Genomic DNA, 20,169 nt, shown 5'->3' with positions numbered 1-20,169 from the left:
GCACGAAGCGGCCGCCGCGTCGATCCCGACGCGCGGCGCCGGGCGGCGGTGGGCCGGGCGGCCGACCCACCGCCCGGCGGATCAGGGGCAGTTGGCCAGGACGATCGAGATCACCGTGCAGGATGCCGAGGCGGTGTCGTTCGCGGCGTTCGGATCGGTGGGCGCGCTCGCGGTGCGGGCGGCGGTGACCGTCACGCGGCCGAGCGACAGCAGCGACAGCGGGACGCGGAACGTCCTGTCGACGGCCGCGCCGTGCGCGATCGGGCCGTACGCGCAGGTGACGGTGCCCCCGCCCGTCGTGCAGCCGGACGACAGGCCGGTCGCGACCGCGCCCGGCGGCAGGGCCGCGGTCAGGGTCGCGGACGTCGCGTCGCCGGGGCCGGTGTTGCGCGCGGTCAGCGTGTAGTGCAGGTTCGGCACGAGGATGCCGAGCCGGGGCGCGGCGGCCAGGTCGACGTCGATGTCGGCGGGCGGCGGGGGCGGGGCCTTGATCGTCAGGGACGGACCTTGCTGCGTGGCGTAGTTCCCCTGTCCGTTGGTGAGGAACTGGTAGCGGACGAGGAAGTCCTGCGGCGGCGTCCCCGGATCGACCCGCAGCGTGATCGAGGCGCTGATGGGGGCACCGGGCGCGAGGTTTCCGAGCGCGGCGAAGTACCCGAGACCGGGCAGTTCGGTGCAGGTGCTGGAGCAGTCGGCGACGGACGTGATCTGGTCGAGCCCGCCGCTTCCGGTCTTGTAGAAGCCGATGCGCGCGTCGGTGTAGGCGCCGTCCGCCGTCCCGGTCACCGTGATCTTGAACGTGTCGCCCGGCAGGACCTCCGACCGCGAGAGCGACGCCGACAGGACGGGATAGGCCCAGGCGGGCTCCGTCCACGCGAACGCCAGGACCGCCGCCAGGAGGACGGCGCAGGCTCGATACCACCGAACACCCGAGATTGCCATGTACGTCCCATCTGTGGGTTACGGGGTGACAGCGGTAAGTGTGCGTTCACGGAAAGCCAGTACCTATCACCACAGAGTGAGATCATTACTCCCTACCGGTACCGGTCACCATCAAGGCGGACGAACCGGCATCCCGATAGCGTCCCGGCGTCGTCCGGAACTGCCGGACGAACGCGTGCGAGAGCGCGTAGGGCGTCGCGTAGCCGACCCGGTGGGCGACCGCGGCGAGCGTCTCGGTGGTGTCGCGGAGCAGCGCGGCGGCGAGGGTGAGCCGCCACCACGTCAGGTAGGCCATCGGCGGGCGGCCGACGAGCGCGGTGAAGCGCCGCGCCAGCGTCGCGCGGGAGACGCCCGCCGCGGCGGCGAGCGCGTCGGCGGTCCACGGGGCGGCCGGGTCGGCGTGCAGGGCGCGGAGCGCGGCGGCCGTCACCGGGTCGCCGAGCGCGGCGGGCCAGGTCCCGGCCGCGTCCTCCGCGAGCCACGCGCGGATCATGTAGATGAGCAGCAGGTCGAGCAGGTGCGGGAGCGCGACGGACGCGCCGGGCGCGCCCCCGGCCAGCTCGCCGCCGATGAGGTCGATCGCCGCGCACAGCTCCGGGCGGCCGCCGGTCCGGCGCGGCAGGTGGACGACGTCGGGCAGCTCCGCGAGCAGCGGGTGCGCCAGCGCCCGGTCGAGCCGGTACTTGCCGCACAGCAACTCGGTCTCGGGCGGCGCGGGCGGGACGGACCGGCGTTCGAACGGCACGGCCCGCGCGGCCGTCTCGGACGGGGCGGGCGGAACGGGCCGGCGTTCGAACGGCACGGCCCGCGCGGCGGTCTCGGGGTGCGCGGGCGGAACGGCCTGGCGCTCGAACGCCACCGCCCGCGCGGCGGTGTCGGGCGGCGCGGACGGAACGGTCCGGCGCTCGAACGGCACGGCCCGTGCGGCGGCGGCCGCGTCGAGCGGGGCGTCGGCGATCACGTGGCCGGTGCCGCGCGGGAGCAGCAGGACGGCCCCGGGCGCGGCACTCACGGGCGCGCCGCCGTCTGGCAGCAGCCAGCAGCGGCCCGCGAGGACGATGTGGAACCCGATGCCGTCGTACGGCGCGAGCCGCACGGCCCAGGAGCCGCCCGCGCGGACGCGGTCGCAGGAGGGCCGCCCGAGGCGCACGGCCGAGATCGCGTCGCTGACGACATCCATGCGGCCGAGGATAGTGAGCGCCACGCGTATTCAGACGCGCGAAGGAAGCATCGAAGCGCTCACCCCACCGCCTCTAGCGTCGAATCCATGACCAATGTGAAGCGCATGACCCTGGGTGACGTCGAGATCATCCGGCTCACCGAATGGCACGGCGGTTTCCTCGCCGCCCGCACGCTCGCCCCGGACGTTCCCGAGGACCTGTGGAAAACCGCCGGACTAGAACCCGACCACCTCGAACCCGGCACCGGTATGGCCGTCGTGGCGCTCCAGACCTGGGTACTGCGCAGCGCGGGCCGCACGGTCGTCGTAGATCCGGGCGTGGGGAACGGGCGGGAGCGGCCGAGCCGACCGATGTTCCACAACTGGCAGGGCGATTTCCCCGGCCTGCTCGACGCGGCGGGAATTCGGCCGGAGGACGTGGACACGGTCGTCAACACCCACCTCCACGCGGACCACGTCGGCTGGAACACCCGCGACGAGAACGGCGAGTGGGCCCCGATGTTCCCCAACGCGCGGTACTTCGTCCCGGCCGCCGACGACGCCCACTTCGGCCCCGCGAACGGCTACGCGGGCGGCGCGCGGGCGGACGACCGCCTCATGTACGAGGACAGCGTCGCGCCCGTCCACCGCGCCGGGCAGGCCGTCGTCTGGGACGGTTTCCACAGGATCGACGAGCACTTGACATTGGAGGCGGCGCCCGGCCACACGCCCGGCTCGGCCGTGCTGCGCCTCGCGTCCGGCGGCGACCGGGCGGTGTTCGTCGGGGACGTCGTCCACAACCCCGTCCAGCTACTTGCGCCGGAGTGCAGCAGTTGTCTCTGCGAGGACCCGAAGCGGGCGGCGGAAAGCCGTCGCCGCGTGCTGGAGCGGGCCGCCGACGAACGGGAACTCGTCGTGCCCGCGCATTTCGCCGGGGCGGGCGCGGTGGAGGTCCGGCGGGCGGGCGGCGGGCTCGCGCTGGGACGGTGGGCGGCGTACGGCGGCTAGCATCGGCGGTCTGATGTCCGCCACTCTCGTCGTCAAGAAGCTCGCCGCCGGCCACGGCGACCGCGCGCTGTTCGCCGGGCTCGACCTCGTCGTCGCGCCCGGCGACGTCATCGGGCTCGTCGGGGCCAACGGGGCCGGGAAGTCCACGCTGCTGAAAATCCTCGCCGGGCTCGTCCGGCCCGAGGAGGGCGAGGTCGCGCTGTCGCCGCCGGGCGCGGTCGTCGGGCACCTGCCGCAGGAGCCGCAGCGGCGGCCGGGCGAGCCCGTCCGCGCGTTTTTGGCCCGCCGCACCGGTGTCGCGGCGGCGCAGCGCGCGATGGACGACGCCGCGCAGGGCCTCGCGGACGGCGTCCCCGGCGCCGACGACGCCTACAGCGACAGCCTGGAGCGCTGGCTCGCGCTCGGCGGCGCGGACCTGGACGACCGCGCCGAGGAGGTCGCGGACTCCCTCGGCCTCGCCGTCGACCTCGACACCCCGATGACCGCGCTGTCGGGCGGGCAGGCCGCCCGCGCCGGACTCGCGTCCCTGCTGCTGTCCCGCTACGACGTGTTCCTGCTGGACGAGCCCACCAACGACCTCGACCTCGACGGCCTCGACCGGCTGGAGAAGTTCGTGACGGGCCTGCGCGCGGGCACCGTCGTCGTCAGCCACGACCGCGAGTTCCTGGCGCGGACCGTCACCAAGGTCCTCGAACTGGACCTCGCGCAGCGGCAGATCAACCTGTTCGGCGGCGGCTACGACGCGTACCTGGAGGAACGCGAGGTCGCGCGCCGCCACGCGCGCGAGGACTACGAGGAGTACGCCGACCGGAAGGCCGCGCTGGAGGCCCGCGCCCGGACGCAGCGCAACTGGATGGACAAGGGCGTCCGCAACGCGCGCCGCAAGTCCACCGACAACGACAAGGCCGGCCGGAAGTTCCGCGCGGAGGCGACGGAGAAGCAGGCGTCGAAGGTGCGGCAGTCCGAGCGGGCGATCGAGCGGCTTGAGGCCGTCGCGGAGCCCCGCAAGGAGTGGGAGCTGCGGATGGAGATCGCCGCCGCGCCGCGCTCGGGCGCGGTCGTGGCGGTGCTGCGGGAGGCCGTGGTGCGGCGCGGGTCGTTCGCGCTCGGCCCGGCGACGCTGCAGATCGACTGGGCGGACCGCGTCGCGATCACCGGCGCGAACGGGTCGGGGAAGTCGACGCTGCTCGCCGCGCTGCTCGGCCGCGTCCCGCTCGACGCGGGCGACGCCGCGCTCGGCTCGGGCGTCGTCGTCGGCGAGATCGACCAGGCGCGGGCGGCGTTCCACGGGCCGGAGACGCTGCTGGACGCGTTCCGCGCGGCCGTCCCCGACACCGATCCCGCCGACGTCCGGACGCTCCTCGCCAAGTTCGGCCTCCGGGCCGACCACGTGCTGCGCCCGGCCGAGACCCTGTCGCCGGGCGAGCGGACGCGCGCCGCGCTGGCGCTGCTCCAGGGGCGCGGCGTGAACCTGCTGGTCCTGGACGAGCCGACGAACCACCTTGATCTGCCCGCGATCGAGCAACTGGAGTCGGCGCTGGACTCCTACACCGGCACGCTCCTGCTCGTCACGCACGACCGCCGGATGCTCGACGCCGTCCGCACGACGCGGCGGCTGCACGTCGAGGCGGGGACGGTCACCGAGCGCTCCTGAGCAGAACGCGCCGGGCGGATTTGAGCTTCCGTACTCACGACGCGCGGGTCGGGGCGGCGCACACTCGGGGCATGACGACGAACCCCCCGGTCAAGTCCGCCAGCACGACGATCTTCCTGGTGCAGGCCGCGATCTCGTTCCTGGTGTCGGCCGCGGCCGTCACCGTCGGGATCGTGTACCTCCCCGTCGAAGGGTGGGTCCGCGCGTTCCTCGCGCTGGGCCTGCTGTACGTCATCACGTCCACGTTCACGCTCGCCAAGTGCGTGCGCGACCGGCAGGAGAACCAGAGCCTGGTCGGCCGCGTCGACCAGGCGCGGCTCGACAAGCTGCTCGCCGAGCAGGACCTGTTCGCCAACCCGAAGCTCTGAGGGGGCCGCGCGGCGGACCCGCCGCCGGAGCGCCCGGCCGTCGTCGCGCGACCGGCCGTTCCGGCTCGCCGGGCAGAAGCCGCCTACCGCGCGGCGCGACCCGGCGGCGCGACCGCCTGTTCCGGCTCGCCGGGCAGGAGCGCGGTCCGGCTGCGCACGACTACCCGTTCCGGCTCGCCGGGCGGGTCAGGGTGGCCAGGGGACGGTGCCGTCCGGGCCGTGGGCCTCACCGGTCGGGCCGTCCGGGGCGAGGGTCGCCAGCCGGACCGCGACCGGCGCGCCGCCCGCCGCGACCGCGTTGACCTTGACGTTCGTGCCGCGCAGCGCGTTCGCGCAGTGCAGCGTCAGCGCGTCCAGCGCCGCGCCGACCGGCGTCGGCGGACCGTCCGGCGCGACCGCCGCCGGGTTCACGACGCGGCCCGCGCGGGACCGCAGCAGCAGCGGCAGCATCGCGCGCGTCACCCGGAACACGCTGATCACGCGGACTTCCGGCGGGAGGTCGGCGAAGCCCGCGTTGACGAGCGCGTCGAGCCGTCCGTAGGCGGCGGCCAGCGCGTCGGCGGCGGCGCGGACGGCGGCGGCGTCGGCGGGGTCGAGCAGCAGCGGGCGGACGTCCAGGCCGTCGAGCGCACGCGCCGCCGCGCGGCCGCCGTCCGGCGCGCCGAGCAGCACGTGCGCGCCGCGCTCGGCCAGGCTCCGCGCGACCTGGCGGCCGGGGCCGGTGTCGGCCCCGGCCACGAGCGCGACGGTGCGTGCGTTCAGGCCCACACCCGACTTCTACCCAGTTGCGGCGGTCAGTCCCAGACGCCCGTCGCGGCGGTCGCCGTCACATAGTCCTCGAACGCGCGCGGCGGGCGGCCCAGGGCACGTTCCACCCCGTCGCCGACATGATCTTGCAGATGCGTGAACAGGTCGGTGAACAGGCGCGCGACCGCGAGCGGAACCCCGTGCTCGATCTGCCGCGCGGTGTAGGCGTCGGGTTCGACGTGGACATACCGGACCGGCCGTCCGGCCGCCTTCCCGATCAGTTCGGCGGCCTCGCCAAAGCTCAGCGAGCGCGGGCCGGTCAGGGTGTACGTCCGCCCGTCGTGGCCGTCCTCGGTGAGCGCGGCGACGGCGACGTCCGCGATGTCGTCGGCGTCCACGAACGCGGTGCGGCCGTCGCCGGCGGGCAGCGCGACCGTCCCGGCGCGGACGGCGTCCAGCAGGAACGACTCGCTGAAGTTCTGCGCGAACCAGTCGGGCCGCAGGTGCGTCCACTCCGCGCCGGACGCGCGCAGGGCGTCCCGCGCGGCCGCGTGCAGGTGGTCGGCGCGGCCGTCCACGTCCGCCGCCGTCAGCAGGACGAACCGGCGGACGCCCGCCGCGGCGGCCCGCTCCACGAGCGCGGGGACGCGCGCGGCGCGGTCGATGTCGGGGCTCGCGTCGGGCTCCACGAGGTAGGCGGCGGCGACGCCGTCGAGGGCGCGCGGCCACGTCGCGGGGTCGCCGAGGTCGAAGGGGACGTCGCCGCCGCGCGACGCGGCCCGCACGGGCCGGCCCGCGGCCCGGAGGCGCTGGACGATGCGGCGGCCGACCTTGCCGGTCCCGCCGAGGACGAGGATTTCGCTCATGCCGTCCAGCCAAGCGCGGTCAGACGAGATGGCGAATGGGTGGACGTCGCCCGGACCTTTGTGATCGTCTGAACCGCATGGACGTTCTCAGCGACGTGCTCCACCGCGCGCGGGCCCGCAACGCCGTCATCCGGCGGCTCGTGCAGCGCCCGCCCTGGTCGCTGACGTTCGCGGACGCGCCGCCGCTCACCGTCGTCGCGGCGCTCGGCGGGACCGCGTCGATCCGCGTCGAGGGCGGCGAGCCGGTGCCGCTCGCGGCGGGCGACGTCGCGCTCGTCCGGGGGCCGGGGAGCCACGTCGTGGCGGACGCGCCGGGCACGCCGCCGCAGGTCGAGATCCGCGCCGGGCGCAAACGCGTCCTCAACGGCGACCCCGAGGCGGCGCACCGCCTGTTCGCGCCGCGCACCTACGGCGCGGACGAGCCCGGCGCGACGACGCTGCTGCGCGGCGCGTACGAGCTGCGCGGCGACGTCGGGGACCGGCTGCTGGACGCGCTGCCGCCGCTCGCCGTCGTCCCCGCCGGGCCGGGCACCCGCGCCGCGCTGGACCTGCTCGCCGCCGAGGTCGGCCGCGACGAGCCCGGCCAGGACGCCGTCCTGGACCGGCTGCTGGACCTCGTCCTCGTCCTGGCGCTGCGCGCGTGGTGCGCGCGGCCGGACGCGGGGCCGCCCGCCTGGCACCGCGCCCTCGCGGACGCCGCCGTCGGCGCCGCGCTGCGCGCCCTGCACGAGGACCCGGCGCGCCGCTGGACGGTCGCGGCGCTCGCCGCCGAGGCGGGCCTGTCGCGCGCCGCGTTCGCCGCGCGGTTCGCCGCGCTCGTCGGCGAGCCGCCGCTGCGGTACCTGACGGGCTGGCGGATGGCGCTCGCCGCCGACCTGCTGCGCGGCGGCGACGCGACCGTCGCGGCCGTGGCCCGCCGGGTCGGGTACGCGGACGCGTTCGCGTTCAGCGTCGCGTTCCGGCGGGCGCGCGGCACGACGCCGTCAGCCTGGCGCGCCGTCGCGCGGGAGCCAGCTCACGGTTAGCGCGACGACGGGCCGGATGGACCCCGCGACCCGGCCCCGGCGGGTCCTCGGCGCCCGACGTCCCGCGCGGCTCGGGGGTTGTCCCGCGGAGGAATCCGGAAATGGTCAGCACCGAATTCGCGGCCGTCGCCGCAGTTCACGATCCGGCCGCCGCCGAAAATGATAATAAAATGCGCACCAACGATCTCCCGGACGATTCTTTATCAATTCTCGTACTGGTTTCCCGGTTGCCGTCCGTGATCTCCTTGTGGCGTCCACCACCATTCACTCGAGGAGACGCCATGCGAATCCGGCGCACATCGCTGGTAGCCGCGGGAATCGTCACGGTCTGCGTCGCGGCGACGACGCAGGGGGTCGCGTCCGCCGCCCCGCCGCAGAACAAGCTGACGCTGAAGACGCTCTGCCGCAGCGACGTTCCCACCGCCACCGGCAAGACGGCCAAGCTCACCGTCAAGGCGGACATCACCCAGGGCGACAACGACCCGTACCCGACCATCGCCGGCAAGGAGAAGCTCGTCTTCCCCGCCGCGTACGCGAAGGGACTGCGCGCGGCCGGGCACGAGTTCGTCTCCGTGCGGGTCCGGATCTACGGGGACGCGCTCACCGGCTCGGCCGCGGCGGGATTCTTCCTGAACGTCGACGACCCGAAGGTCAAGATCCCCAAGAACGGGAAACTGACGCTCGCGGGGCCGGTGAAGTCCGGCTCGATGCTCTTCATCCGCGGGAACGGCGATGGAAAGGTCGTCATCAACGACGTCACCGTCAACATGACGCCCGTCGACAAGAAGGGCGTGCCGACCGGCGAGGGCGCGTTCAACACCGTCTGCAGCCCGAACCCGCCGACCCAGGACAACGTCCTCGGCCCGTTCTGATCCTTTGAACCGACCGGCGGGTCGCCGCGGCCCCGACGACCCGCCCACCGGCTAGGCTTCGCGACTGATCCGCCGACGCGAAGGGCCTTTCGCCTTGTACGGACCTCCCGTTCACGCGCCTCCCCCGCGCGCCTCCGAATCGGCTCCGCGTGGTCGGCGGCTGCTGGCGTGGGCGATCGACTCCGGCGTCCTCCTGGTCGTCGCGGCGCTGCTGGGCGGCGTCACGTGGGCGCGGCTGCAGGCGTACGCCGCCGAGGACGTGCCGCACAAGGCGTGGGCGGCCGGGGTCGCGCTGCTGCTCTCCGGCGGCGACGTCGGGAAGGCCGTCGCGGAGTTCGGCGCGGGCGTGTGGGGCGCGGTCGTCGCGATGGTGGACGAGGCGCTGCTGCTGCTCGTCCTGGTCGAGCTGCTGCACCAGTTCGCCGCGGCGGCGTGGACGGGCCGGACGGTGGGCAAGGCCGCGGCGGACCTGCGCGTCCGGCGCGCCGCCGACCCGGACGCGCGGCCCGGCAAGGCGCGGGCGCTGCGCCGGGCGCTGGTCGCCACCGCGTCCGGCACCGGGCTGTACGCGCTGGCGTGGGCGCTGCTCCTCGAGGGGCTGTTCGTCCCAGCGGTGCTGCTCTGGCTGATCGCGGTCGCGTTCTTCCTGGCCAACGGCGTGCCGGCGCTCGTCGGGCGGCGGCGCACGCTCGCGGACCGGGCGGGCGGCACGGTCGTCCTGCGCGCGCGGACGTACCGGCGCGCGGTCGCGGCGGCGCGGCAGGGCGCCGTCCGGGCGCAGGCCGGGGCGCAGGCCGTCCAGGGGAACGCGGCGCGGCTGGCGCGGCAGGCGGCCGAGTCGGACCGGGCGCGGCGGCTGCACGAACTCGGCCGGCAGTCGGCGGACCGGGTGCGGGACGCGGCGGCGGGCGAGCGCGCGCGGCGGCTGCAGGACGGGGGAAGGCGTCTCGGCGGCCGCGCCAGGGACGCCTACCGGAAGCGGCGCGGGGAGACGCAGCCTGCGCTGCCGCCGCCGCAGCCGCCCTACGGTCAGCCGATGCGGCAGGACGCGCCCCGGCAGTGGCCGCACGACCAGCCGCCCGTCTAAGCGACCGCGGTTCGTCCGGCCGCCTTCCGGGCAGGGGCGGGTCCGGATGTCTCGCACGCCCGTGATCGCGGTCGACGACGCGGAACTGGACGAGCTGCGCGCCCGGCTGCGCGCGACGCGGTGGGCCGCGTCGTGGCCGGTGAGCGGCTGGGACGCGGGGACGCTTTCACGGTGATCGTGCCCTCGCTGCCCGGGTTCGCCTTTTCGCCGCAGCGGTGCTCGCTCACCGAGCAGACGCGCGAGGGCGGATACCAGCACGAACAGAGCACGCGCCCGCTGACGCTGAGCCCTGGCCTGGCGGATTCGCCCGCCGGGCTGCTCGCCTGGACGCTGGAGAAGTACCGCGCGTGGAGCGACGGCGAGGGCATCCCTTTCAGCGACGATTTCCTGCTCACCCAGGCGTCGCTCTCCTGGTTCACCGACACGATCTCGACCTCGTTCCGTCCGTACTACGAATACGCGCAGGGCCTGACGCGGCGCGTTGAACGCGTGGACGTTCCCACGGCCGTCGCGCTGTTCCCGGCCGACCTGAGCCACCCGCCGCGAAGCTGGGCAGAGCGGATTTACAACGTCACCCGCTGCACGCGGATGCCGCGCGGCGGCCACTTCGCCGCCCGCGAAGAGTCCGCCCTTCTGGCGGACGACATCACGTCGTTCTTCCGCGACCACCGGCCTGGACACGTCAGCGAGTCCATCGGCAGGGCGGGCTCAGGCGGTGTTCGGGCGGGAAGTCACCGCCCGGACGGAAACGCTCAAAGGCCCGAACCGCCGGTGGCGTCGATTGTCCTGCCGGTGACCCAGCGGGCGTCGTCCGAGGCCAGGAATGCCACGATGTCGGCGACGTCCTCCGGACGGCCGACGCGGCCCAGAGCGGCCAGTGATGCCGCATGGGCCTCGGCCTCCGGATTGCCTCGCAGCCAGCCCGCGTTCACGTCCGTGTCGATGATTCCGGGCGCGACCGAGTTCGCCGTGATGCCCCGCGCACCCAGCTCCTTCGCGAGGTTAAGAGTGAAGTTGTCCAGGGCGCTCTTGGTGGCGCCGTAGGCGATTGCCTCCGGCATTGCCAGATGGGCCGCGCCGCTGGAGATGTTGATGATCCGGCCCGCGTCGCGCAGTCGCTTCAAGCCCTCTTGCACGATAAAGAACGGTGCTCGCACGTTCACGGCGAAGACCTCGTCGAAACCGTCCTCGGTCAGCGACGCCAGGTCCGCGCTGCGTCCGATGCCGGCGTTGTTGACGATGATGTCGGCGAACGGCTCAGGCGCGTGGTCGGAGATCCCGGCGTCGAATGCCGACCACAGGGCGGCGCTCCGCGAGGAGCCCACCGCGTACGGGGCGTTCGCGCGCATCCTCCGGGAGGCCGCGGTCATCTACCCGGACCCGGCGCACCCCGCCGGCTGCCTGGCCACGAGCGCGGCGACCAACGTCACTCCGGCGGACGCGGAGGTGGGGGCGTTCCTCCGCGATCTGCACAACAAGAACGTGGACGGCTTCGAGGCCCGGCTGCGGGAGGCGCAACAGGCGGGGGAACTGCCCGCCGAAACCGACCCCCGGGCCTTGGCCGACTACTTCGCCATCGTCCTCCAAGGACTCTCGCAACGAGCCCAGGACGGCGCGACCGCCGCCCAACTCACCGCAGCCGTCGAAGTGGCACTGACCGCCTGGCCGACAACACGCCCCTGAGCGAGCCCACGATTTCTCAGCGGGCGAGGCGGTGTTGTCGCGGGCGGCGCCTGGTGGCCGTGGTCGATCGGCGCGGGACTGCGTCACCTGGCCTGGGCGCGGTTGCCCGATTGGCGAGCCCGGCGGCCGAGCGTGGATGTGGGAACGGGGTGGGGCCCGGGCGGGGGGCGAGCGGGCTCCGGGGGTCGGGTTCTGTCAGGTGGCGTTGGCGTAGAAGGTGTCGGCCACCCATTCGCCGATCTTCATTCCGGCGGCGGTTCCGAGGGCGCCGCCGACGGGGGCGCCGATGAGTCCGCCCGCGCCGCCCACGGGGGCGGTGCCGATCACGCCCACGGTGGCTCCGCCGACCCAGCCGACGAAGAAGCCGCCGACGCCCCAGTTCCGGATGATCTTCTCGCGGGCGGTGAGCTCGCGGATCTTGCCCAGTTCGGGATCGAAGATGTGGTCTCCGTCCTCGGTCGGGTTGTCGGGGTCGTAGGGCCTGCGCGGGCCCCAGCCGTTCCAGGGTCCGTAGGGGCCGTAAAGGGGCGGCAGCGGTTCGTAGGCGGCCACCGTCTGCCGGTGGGCGGCCTGGACGGGCGCGGACCGCGCGACCCGCTGGCGGCAGGCATTGCCGATTCCCTGGGAGACGCCGAGCGAAAAGGCGAGGTGGTCCACATGGATTCTGGCGATGAGGGACGCGATGGCCATCGGGTCCTGGGCCGGCTGGTTCCCGCTGAGATACGACTTGGTGGGGCCGGGGTCCGGCGGTGTTTCCGCTTCGAGCGCCTGGCGCAGCAATTCGTCCTGCCAGTAAAGGCGGCCCGCCGCCCTCACGGCGTCATTTCGCGCCGCGCTGTCGCGAGCGGCGAGCCGGGTGACCGCGTCGGCCTCCGGAACCCTGCGGACCAGCGGCTCGGCGTCACCGGAACGCGGCGGAACCGCCACCGCCGGGGTCGTGGTGCGCAGCGAATGGAGGATCGACTGGTGGACGGCCTCGGCGGGGACCGCGGTGCTCGTTCCCGCGAGCAGGTCGCCGACGCGGGCGACCTCTTCGTTCACCGCGTCGACGACGAGCGCGATGTCGTCGTCCTCCGGCAGCGGCAGCGCGTATGCGTCGGCGTCGAACTCGGCGGCCGCCGTCGCGGCGGCCGCCAACCGGGCGCTGAGCTGCGGATCGCCGATCTGCTCGGCCTGCGCGGCGAGGTCCGCGCGCAGGCCGGCGATTCCGGCGAGAAGGCTTTCGGCACGCTCGGAATCGTTCTCGGCGACCTTCGCCACCACGGCCAGGTCCGGGTCGGTAAGCACCGGGGCGACGGGCGTCGAGGACAGCGTCACCGCGACCGCCTGCTCGAAGGTGATGTCCTCGTCGGTTCCGGAACCGGTCGTGAGCGGAGAGGCCAGAAGCCGGGCGCGGGTCGCGATTTCGAACAGGAGTTCAAGTGGCGGAGTGGAACCGCCGCCGAGCTTGGACAGCGCCATATGTTCTCCTTTCGTGGGCCTGCCGGACGCGACTCTAACCGAGCGGCCGCGAATCGTCCGCTGCGGAACCGCGACCACAAACGGCCAGACGATTCCCAGAGTTACCCGCGAGTTTCAGAGGACGGCCCGCCGACGCCACCGGTAGGGTCTTTTCGTCCCGACACCGGTCGTCATTAATTGCATTCCCGGGATTAGTCAGAAAGCGAATTCCCGGGACTTCGGTCGATGGCGTAGCGGGCGACCAGTTCGCTGCCGATCCGGGCTAGTTCGTCCTGGACGGACCGGGGTTCGAGGACTTCGAGCAGGTTGCCCCAGCCCGCGAGGTGGCGGGCGATGTCGCGGGGGGTCGGTGCGGCGACGCGGGCGCGGACGCGGCCGTCCGCGGACTCGCCGTCCGTCTGGAAGTGGCGGCCGAACCGGTCGTTCAGGACGGCGACGAACCGTGCCTCCACGAGCACGGTCGCCCAGGTGCGCGAGCGCCGCCGTTCGATCTCGTCCACGACCTCGCGCCAGGCCGCGTCGAGGGCGAGGTCGCCGGGGCGGTCGGCGGGCTCGTCGGTGGGCTCGGCCGTGACGATCCGGTCGACGCGGAACGTCCGCCGCCCCCGGTCGGTGCCCGCGAGCAGGTACCAGACGTCGTCCTTGTCGATCAGGCCCCACGGATCGACCAGCCTCGCGGACGTTTCCGCGCCGCGTCCGGTGTAGGTCAGCCGGACCTTGCGGCGGCCGATCACGGCCGTCTGGAGCAGGTCGACCGTCGCGGGCCGGGCGCGCCCGCTCTCGCCCCATCGGACGGGATCGACGAGCGTCGCGTCCGCGGCGGCCCGCGCGTCGTCGCGGAACGTGTGCGGGAGCGCGCCCATCAGCTTGCGCAGCGCAGCCCCGGCCTCCGGCGAGGCGGCCGCGGCGGGGCCCGCGAGCAGGAACAGCGCCCGCGCCTCGCCCGACGTCAACCCGCTCAGATCGGTGCGCGCCCCGCCGACCAGCGACCAGCCGCCGCCGCGGCCGGGCTGTGGATAAACCGGGACGCCCGCCGCCGCGAGCGCCGCCAGGTCCCGGCGGGCGGTGGCGACCGACACCTCCAGCTCGGCGGCGAGCCCGGCGGCGGTCACCCGGCCGCGCGTCTGCATGAGCAGGAGGACGGCCACGAGGCGATCGGCGCGCATGACCGAAGATTCTCCAACAAAGTGGTCAGAAGATGAACACTTCGCCCCGGAGTATGGGTGACGTCGCCAACCGGGAAGGAACCCGACCATGCTGCAGGGCCTCACCACCGTCAGCTTCTACGCCGCCGACGTCGCCGCCGCCGCGCGCTGGTACACCGAACTGCTGGGCGTCGAGCCGTACTTCACGCGCCCGATCGACGGGACGCTCGCGTACGCCGAGTTCCGCATCGGCGGGGACGAGGACGAACTGGGAATCATCGACAGCCGCTTCGCCCCGAACCGTTCCGCCGAAGCCGGCGGCGCGGTCGTCTACTGGCACGTGGACGACGTCGAGGCGGTATTCGCGCGGCTGCTTTCCCTCGGCGCGGAGACGTACGAGAAGCCGGTCGAACGCGGGCCGGGATTCGTCACCGCGTCCGTCGTGGACCCTTTCGGGAATGTGCTCGGCGTCATGCACAACCAGCACTTTCTTCAGATGGCGAGGCGGTGAGCGCCGCCGGGGCGCGCTGCGGAAGAAGAAGCGGAGTCGCAAGCAGCAGCACGCCCGAAATGGTGATCGCGGTGAGCGGGCTCGTCAGCGTTCCGAGGACGCCCCAAGCCGTCATGAACGCGGCCTGGGAGAGCTTGCTGCTGATGCTCCACGCGCTGACGACCTGCGCGACACGGTCGGCGGGCGTCCGCTGGAGGCGTTCCGTCGCGCTGATCGGGTTGAAGACGCCCATCGCCGCGATCAGCAGGGCTTCGACGACGATCACGGTCAGAAGGCCCGGAATTCCTGGACGGGTCAGCGCCAAGCCCAGCGGGAAGATCGAGCGCAGCCACCCGAACACGACCATGACGCGGTGTCGGCCGTACTGCGCGACGAGACGTGCGGAAAGGCGCGCCCCGACGAACCCGCCGAGCGCCGGAATCCCGAAGGCCAGCCCGTACTGCCAGGCCGGAAAGCGGTATTCGCCGAGCAGCAGGACCGCCATGAGCGGGCCGGTCGCCATGATCAGCCCGTTGACCGTCATCGCGTTGAGGAAAAGCCGCCGCAGGAAAGGGTCGTGGAAGATGAACCGCCAGCCGTTCGACAGCCCGGTGACGCGCGCGGCGCACGGCGACGCCACGTCGCCGCCCCGGATGCGCAGGATTCCGAGCGCGGAGAGCAGATAGCTGAACGCGTCCGCCGCGATGGTGACGACCGGGCCGAGCAGCCCGACGAGCGCGCCGCCGAGCGGCGGCCCGGCCGCCGTCGCCAGCCAGCTCGTGCCCTCGAACCGGCCGTTCGCGACGAGCAGGCGGTCCGCCGCGACGAGGTGCTTCAGGTACGCGCCGGACGCGGCGGTGAACGCGATGCCCGCCGTCCCCGAGACGACCGACACGACCAGCAGTTGTGCGTACGTCAGCACTCCGGCCAGGTACGCGGCCGGGACGCTGGCCATGACGAGGAACCGGACCAGGTCCGTCCCGACCATCACGGGCCGCTTCGCCCGGTGCTCGACCCACGGGCCGAGCGGCACCGCGACGAGCGCCGCGACGGCGAGCCCGGCGGCCTCCAGCAGCGAGACGGCGAACGCCGACGAGTGCAGGACGCGCACCGCGACGAGCGGGAACGTCCCGAACGCGATCCACGTGCCGTACGTGCTGACGGCGTAGGCCGACCACAACCACCCGAAATCGGACCCCAGTTTCGTGCGCGCATCGCTCTTCACGGTCCGGAAGCCTGCAGCGGACGGGGCCCGCGAGCAAACAACCGATCCTCGGGCCGTCACAACGGTCGGTTGTGCGCCCCTACGATGCCGTCCGTGGACACCGAAGCACTGCGATCGTTCGTCCGAGCCGCCGAACTCGGGCAGTTCCAGTACGCCGCCGACGAACTGGGCGTCACCCAGCAGGCGGTCTCCAAGCGGATCGCCGCCCTCGAACGCGAACTGGCGGCCCGCCTGTTCACCCGCACCCCGCGCGGGGTCGCGCTGACGCTGGACGGCCAGGCGTTCCTGCCGCACGCGCGCGGCATCGTCGCGGGCGTGGACCGCGCGGTCGCGGCGGTCCGGCCGGGGTCGCGGGCGCTGCGGATCGACGTGCTCGGGCGGCGCAGCGCGCAGGCCGTCGTCCTGCACGACTACTGGCGGGCGCGGCCCGGGACCGACCTCGACGTGGTGACGCTCCGCGTGGACGACCCGCGCGCGGCGGCCGCCGCCGTCGCGGCGGGTGACGTGGACGCGTCGTTCCGCACGGTCACCGACCCGGCCGCGCTGCCGCCGGACGTGCGGATGATCCCGGCGTTCGCGTCCCCGCTGGAACTGCTCGTCGGCCCGCGCCACCCGCTCGCCGCCGCCCGCAAACTCACCCCGCCACAGCTCAGGGGTCACCGCATCTGGGTGCCGGGCATCGCCCCCGGCAGCGAATGGTCGGCCTTCTACGACGAACTCGCCACCGAATTCGACCTCCGCATCGACGCGGCAGGCCCCCATTTCGGCGACGAAGTGCTTTTGGACACCCTCGCCGAATCCCCCGACATCGCAACCCTCGTCGGCCGACGAGACCGCTACATCTGGCCGACGAGCCACGACCTCCGCCGAATCCCGATCACCGACCCGACCCTCGCCTACCCCCTCTCCCTGCTCCTCCCGAAAACGAACCCCCACCCGGAACTCCAGGGCGTCCTAACCCACCTCGAAACCCTTCCCGAACCCCCGAAACCCACCTGGCTCCCGTCCTGGTCGCGGGTCAGTTGATCTGTTCGGCGAGGGCGACGATGATTCCGGCGGGGCCGCGCAGGTAGCAGAGGAGGAACATGTCCTCGTAGCGCGCGACCTCGCCCAGGAGTTCCGCGCCGTGCGGGCGCAGGCGGGCGATGGTGGCGTGGATGTCGTCCACGGCGAACATGACGCGGTGCAGGCCGAGCGTGTTGGGCGGCGTGTCGCGCGGGTTCGCGGGAATGGCGGCCGGGGCGTGGTAGGCGGTCAGTTCGAGTTTGCTGTGGCCGTCCGGGGTGCGCATCATCGCGATCTCGCTGCGTATCCCCTCGATGCCCACGGTGAGGTCGGCGAAGGCGCCCTCGATCTGGGCGCGGCCCTCCTGCTCCATTCCGAGTGCAGTGAAGAACGCGATGGCCGCGTCCAGGTCGTCGACGACGATGGCGACATTGTCCATCCGCTGAATGGTCACGCCTCCGAGCATAGGGAGGGCGTCGGACACGCCCGATGGTGCTACTGTTGATAGCACCATGTTGCTCACGCTCGACCTCAACGACCCCCGGCCCCTGCACGAGCAGGTGGCGGGGGCCGTCCGCCGGGCCATCGGGGACGGCGCGTACGGGCCCGGGGACCGGCTCCCCGCCGCGCGCGACCTCGCCGACGCGCTCGGCATCAACGCCAACACCGTGCTGCGCGCGCTGCGCGACCTGCGGGACGAGGGCATCCTCGAGTTCCGGCGCGGCCGGGGCGTCAGCGTGGCGACGGTGCCGCCGGGGCGGGCGCTGCTCGTCCAGCGGGCGCGCGACCTGCTCGCGGAGGCGCGCGGACTCGGCTTCGGCCGGGAGGACCTGCTCGCGATCGTCAAGGAGCTGCCGTGACCACGAACGCAAGACCGCACGTCCGCGCGGCGCTCGGGGCCGCGTGCTGGGGCGCGGCGGGCTGCGCCGCGCTGGCGGGCCTGCTGTTCGCCGTGCGCGGCCGCCTGCCCGACCCGATGGGGACGCACTGGCGCGACTCGGCGGTCCCGGACGGCCACGCGTCGTTCGCGGCGAACACCGCCGCGGTCCTCGGCCTGTGGGCCGCCGCGTGGGTGGTCCTGACGGGGCTGGCGCTGCACGGCCGCGTCTTCGAGCGCCGCTCGACGCGCGCCTACTGGTGGGGTTTCCTCGCCGGCTGGACGGTGTTCGTCCCGGGCATCGCGGCCGTGCTGGTCGGCGCCAACCTGGACCGTTCCACATGGGCGGACGCGCGGCTCTCCGGCTGGTCCGTCGCGCTGACGCTCGCCGGTGCGGCGGCCGTCGGCGGCCTGGCCGGGTGGCTCGGCCGCGGCCCCGCCGACCCGCCCTCCCCCGGCGAGCTGGACGCGCCGCGCCTCCCGCTGCGCCCCGGCCAGCGGTCCGCGTGGGTCGGCCGCGTGTCGTCGCCCGCGCTCGCCGCCGTCGCCGTCGCGTCCGCCGCCGCGACGCTCGTCCTCACCCTGCTCGGCGCGACCGGCGTCGGCGGCGGCACCGCGTTCGGCCTGGCCGCCGGGGCGCTCGTCGTGCTCGTCGCCGGACTGCTGCTGTCGGCGGTGCGGGTCCGGGTGTCCGAGCGCGGCGTCGCGATCGGGTTCGGGCCGCTCGGCCGTCCCGTCCGCCGCATCCCGCTGGAGCGGATCGAGCGCGCGTGGGCCGAGGACGTCCGGCCGAGCCAGGTCGGCGGCTGGGGGCTGCGCGGGCTGCCCGGCTCGGCGGCCGTGATGATCCGCGGCGGGGACTGCCTCGTCCTGCGGTACCGGTCCGGCGGGCGGCTCACCGTCAGCGTGGACGACGCCGGGCGCGGCGCGGCGCTCGTCAACGCCCTCCTGGACCGCCGCGACGCGCGCTGACGGGGTTCATCCCGCTCCCTGCCGATCGCAAAGGTTCCGCGCCGCGCCGCAGGTCGGCCGCGTCCCGACGGAACCTTTGATGATCATGGCGTTTGCTGACTTTCCCACCGGTTACGACCCCTTTCGTGACGGGTGATCAGCATGAGTAGCGCCGAAACGGGCGTGGTCCGGACGAAGATTCCGGCCCGATTGGACCGGCTGCCCTGGGCACGCTGGCACTGGATGATCGTCATCGGCCTCGGCACCGTCTGGATTCTCGACGGCCTCGAGGTCACGATCGTCGGAAACCTCGCACCGCAGCTCGCCAAGCCGGGCAGCGGCGTCAACATCACGGCGGGCGCGGTCTCCGGAATGGGCGCCGCGGTGTACGTGGCCGGAGCCTGTACCGGCTCGCTGTTCTTCGGCTGGCTCACCGACCGGTTCGGCCGCAAGAAACTGTTCATGATCACGCTGCTGGTGTACCTCCTCGGCACCGCGCTGACCGCGCTGTCGTGGACGCCGTGGTGGTTCTTCATGTGCCGTTTCATCACCGGTTTCGGCATCGGCGGCGAGTACGCGGCGATCAACTCGGCGATCGACGAGCTGATCCCGAGCCGCCACCGCGGCCGGATCGACATCGTCATCAACGGCAGTTTCTGGCTGGGCGCGGCGGCGGGCGCGCTGCTGACCGTCCCGGTGCTGAGCAAGCTGCCGGTGGACGTCGGGTGGCGGCTCGCGTTCGGCCTCGGCGTGCTGCTGGGACTGATCATCCTGGTCGTGCGACGGCACGTCCCGGAGAGTCCGAGATGGCTCATCATCCACGGGAAGACGGACGCGGCGGAGAAACTCGTCGGGGACGTCGAACGCGAGGTCGAGCAGGAGAGCGGGAAATCGCTCACCGAGCCGTCCCAGTCGATCGTCATCCACCAGCGCAAGAGCCTCGGATTCGGCCTCATCGCGCGGACGCTGTGGGCGCACTACCCCAAGCGCGCCATCCTCGGTTTCGCGCTGTTCATCGGGCAGGCGTTCCTCTACAACGCCATCACGTTCGGCTACGCCGACATCCTCACGAAGTTCTTCCACATCGACACCGACACCGGGTACTTCTACGCGGTCATCGCGGCGGGCAACTTCCTCGGGCCGCTGCTGCTCTCCCCTCTCTTCGACTCGGTCGGCCGCAAGCCGATGATCAGCGGGACGTACATCCTCTCCGGCGTCCTCCTGCTCCTCACCGCCTGGCTCTTCGACGCGGGAGTCCTCAGCGCGGTGACGATGACGGCGTGCTGGTGCGTGGTCCTGTTCTTTGCCTCGGCCGGTGCGAGTTCCGCCTATCTCACCGTCAGCGAGGTCTTCCCGATGGAGACCCGCGCGCTGGCCATCGCGTTCTTCTACGCGATCGGCACGGCGGCGGGCGGCATCTCCGGCCCGCTCGTCTTCTCGAAGCTGATCGAGGGCGGCGTCCGGGACACGGCCATCGCGTTCGTGATCGGCGCGCTGCTGATGATCGCGGCGGGTCTCATCGAGGTCGTCTTCGGCGTCAAGGCCGAACGGCGCGGCCTGGAGGACATCGCCAAACCGCTCACCGCGCAGGACGACGGGTGACC

22 protein-coding genes are annotated in these 20,169 nt (G+C 73.4%); 13 read left to right on the top strand and 9 right to left on the bottom strand.

Annotation, left to right across the window (positions count from 1 at the left end):
- Positions 1-81: 81 nt before the first annotated feature.
- Both G339_RS0116220 and G339_RS0116215 read right to left on the bottom strand, forming a co-directional pair.
- Complete coding sequence (locus tag G339_RS0116220) at positions 82-942, bottom strand: DUF11 domain-containing protein (protein ID WP_019632136.1); 861 nt, start codon at positions 940-942, stop codon at positions 82-84.
- 85 nt (positions 943-1,027) lie between these two features.
- The gene (locus G339_RS0116215; protein WP_019632135.1) at positions 1,028-2,122 is read right to left on the bottom strand and encodes an AraC family transcriptional regulator; all 1,095 of its coding nucleotides are present in this window, start codon (positions 2,120-2,122) and stop codon (positions 1,028-1,030) included.
- 87 nt (positions 2,123-2,209) lie between these two features.
- On the opposite strand from G339_RS0116215, the gene G339_RS0116210 reads away from it, so the two are divergent.
- The 3 genes from G339_RS0116210 (at position 2,210) to G339_RS0116200 (ending at position 5,131) form a co-directional block, all read left to right on the top strand.
- Positions 2,210-3,109, top strand: coding sequence for an MBL fold metallo-hydrolase (locus G339_RS0116210; RefSeq protein WP_033323279.1), 900 nt, complete (start codon positions 2,210-2,212; stop codon positions 3,107-3,109).
- A gap of 13 nt (positions 3,110-3,122) precedes the next feature.
- A complete protein-coding gene (locus G339_RS0116205) occupies positions 3,123-4,763 on the top strand; it encodes an ABC-F family ATP-binding cassette domain-containing protein (RefSeq protein WP_019632133.1) in 1,641 nt (546 codons plus the stop codon).
- A 71-nt stretch (positions 4,764-4,834) separates the two neighbouring features.
- The gene (locus G339_RS0116200) at positions 4,835-5,131 is read left to right on the top strand and encodes a YiaA/YiaB family inner membrane protein (protein WP_019632132.1); all 297 of its coding nucleotides are present in this window, start codon (positions 4,835-4,837) and stop codon (positions 5,129-5,131) included.
- Between the two features lie 186 nt (positions 5,132-5,317).
- On the opposite strand, the gene G339_RS0116195 is transcribed toward G339_RS0116200, so the two are convergent.
- Both G339_RS0116195 and G339_RS0116190 read right to left on the bottom strand, forming a co-directional pair.
- On the bottom strand, positions 5,318-5,899 hold the full coding sequence (locus tag G339_RS0116195; RefSeq protein ID WP_019632131.1) for an SDR family NAD(P)-dependent oxidoreductase: 582 nt from the start codon (positions 5,897-5,899) through the stop codon (positions 5,318-5,320).
- Between the two features lie 26 nt (positions 5,900-5,925).
- Positions 5,926-6,744 carry an NmrA family NAD(P)-binding protein gene (locus G339_RS0116190; protein WP_019632130.1) on the bottom strand — a complete coding sequence of 273 codons (819 nt, stop codon included), beginning with the start codon at positions 6,742-6,744 and terminating at the stop codon, positions 5,926-5,928.
- Between the two features lie 77 nt (positions 6,745-6,821).
- Between G339_RS0116190 and G339_RS0116185 the strand changes: the two genes are divergently transcribed.
- From G339_RS0116185 to G339_RS40880, 4 genes are all read left to right on the top strand, one after another.
- Positions 6,822-7,769: an AraC family transcriptional regulator gene (locus tag G339_RS0116185; RefSeq protein WP_019632129.1), complete on the top strand. Its 948-nt coding sequence runs from the start codon at positions 6,822-6,824 to the stop codon at positions 7,767-7,769.
- Between the two features lie 281 nt (positions 7,770-8,050).
- Positions 8,051-8,641 (top strand): hypothetical protein, encoded by a 591-nt coding sequence (locus G339_RS0116180; protein WP_019632128.1) that lies wholly within the window; start codon positions 8,051-8,053, stop codon positions 8,639-8,641.
- A gap of 94 nt (positions 8,642-8,735) precedes the next feature.
- Positions 8,736-9,728: an RDD family protein gene (locus G339_RS36760; RefSeq protein ID WP_019632127.1), complete on the top strand. Its 993-nt coding sequence runs from the start codon at positions 8,736-8,738 to the stop codon at positions 9,726-9,728.
- A gap of 46 nt (positions 9,729-9,774) precedes the next feature.
- Positions 9,775-9,903: a hypothetical protein gene (locus G339_RS40880; RefSeq protein WP_276203767.1), complete on the top strand. Its 129-nt coding sequence runs from the start codon at positions 9,775-9,777 to the stop codon at positions 9,901-9,903.
- Positions 9,904-10,480: 577 nt separating this feature from the next.
- Here the strand turns inward: G339_RS40880 and G339_RS37835 are convergent.
- Positions 10,481-10,924 (bottom strand): SDR family NAD(P)-dependent oxidoreductase, encoded by a 444-nt coding sequence (locus G339_RS37835; protein ID WP_240489838.1) that lies wholly within the window; start codon positions 10,922-10,924, stop codon positions 10,481-10,483.
- On the opposite strand from G339_RS37835, the gene G339_RS40440 reads away from it, so the two are divergent.
- On the top strand, positions 10,821-11,411 hold the full coding sequence (locus G339_RS40440; protein WP_240489826.1) for a TetR family transcriptional regulator C-terminal domain-containing protein: 591 nt from the start codon (positions 10,821-10,823) through the stop codon (positions 11,409-11,411). The genes G339_RS37835 and G339_RS40440 overlap by 104 nt on opposite strands.
- A gap of 195 nt (positions 11,412-11,606) precedes the next feature.
- On the opposite strand, the gene G339_RS33945 is transcribed toward G339_RS40440, so the two are convergent.
- Entirely contained in the window at positions 11,607-12,872 is a 1,266-nt protein-coding gene (locus tag G339_RS33945) for a hypothetical protein (RefSeq protein ID WP_019632125.1), read from the bottom strand.
- 191 nt (positions 12,873-13,063) lie between these two features.
- Positions 13,064-14,038, bottom strand: a complete 975-nt coding sequence (locus G339_RS0116155) for a helix-turn-helix transcriptional regulator (protein WP_019632124.1) — start codon at positions 14,036-14,038, stop codon at positions 13,064-13,066.
- A gap of 88 nt (positions 14,039-14,126) precedes the next feature.
- Here G339_RS0116155 and G339_RS0116150 point away from each other — a divergent pair, with 88 nt between their 5' ends.
- Entirely contained in the window at positions 14,127-14,528 is a 402-nt protein-coding gene (locus tag G339_RS0116150) for a VOC family protein (RefSeq protein ID WP_019632123.1), read from the top strand.
- On the opposite strand, the gene G339_RS0116145 is transcribed toward G339_RS0116150, so the two are convergent.
- Positions 14,488-15,732 (bottom strand): MFS transporter, encoded by a 1,245-nt coding sequence (locus G339_RS0116145; RefSeq protein ID WP_051107857.1) that lies wholly within the window; start codon positions 15,730-15,732, stop codon positions 14,488-14,490. The two genes, G339_RS0116150 and G339_RS0116145, sit on opposite strands and share 41 nt — an antisense overlap.
- Before the next feature lie 84 nt (positions 15,733-15,816).
- On the opposite strand from G339_RS0116145, the gene G339_RS0116140 reads away from it, so the two are divergent.
- Positions 15,817-16,758 (top strand): LysR family transcriptional regulator, encoded by a 942-nt coding sequence (locus G339_RS0116140; protein WP_019632121.1) that lies wholly within the window; start codon positions 15,817-15,819, stop codon positions 16,756-16,758.
- Here G339_RS0116140 and G339_RS0116135 read toward each other — a convergent pair.
- The gene (locus tag G339_RS0116135; RefSeq protein WP_019632120.1) at positions 16,751-17,176 is read right to left on the bottom strand and encodes a VOC family protein; all 426 of its coding nucleotides are present in this window, start codon (positions 17,174-17,176) and stop codon (positions 16,751-16,753) included. The two genes, G339_RS0116140 and G339_RS0116135, sit on opposite strands and share 8 nt — an antisense overlap.
- A 73-nt stretch (positions 17,177-17,249) precedes the next feature.
- Here G339_RS0116135 and G339_RS0116130 point away from each other — a divergent pair, with 73 nt between their 5' ends.
- The 3 genes from G339_RS0116130 (at position 17,250) to G339_RS0116120 (ending at position 20,167) form a co-directional block, all read left to right on the top strand.
- Positions 17,250-17,597 carry a GntR family transcriptional regulator gene (locus G339_RS0116130; protein WP_019632119.1) on the top strand — a complete coding sequence of 116 codons (348 nt, stop codon included), beginning with the start codon at positions 17,250-17,252 and terminating at the stop codon, positions 17,595-17,597.
- Positions 17,594-18,586, top strand: coding sequence for a hypothetical protein (locus tag G339_RS33940; protein WP_019632118.1), 993 nt, complete (start codon positions 17,594-17,596; stop codon positions 18,584-18,586). The genes G339_RS0116130 and G339_RS33940 overlap by 4 nt, the downstream gene beginning before the upstream one ends.
- A 141-nt stretch (positions 18,587-18,727) precedes the next feature.
- Positions 18,728-20,167 (top strand): MFS transporter, encoded by a 1,440-nt coding sequence (locus G339_RS0116120; RefSeq protein WP_033323276.1) that lies wholly within the window; start codon positions 18,728-18,730, stop codon positions 20,165-20,167.
- Positions 20,168-20,169: the final 2 nt, after the last annotated feature.

The organism is Actinomadura atramentaria DSM 43919 (assembly GCF_000381885.1).
In the GTDB taxonomy this organism is placed as follows: Bacteria; Actinomycetota; Actinomycetes; order Streptosporangiales; family Streptosporangiaceae; genus Spirillospora; species Spirillospora atramentaria.
The sequence above is the reverse complement of the archived record's forward strand: the minus strand, read 5'-3'. Positions and strand labels throughout refer to the sequence as shown.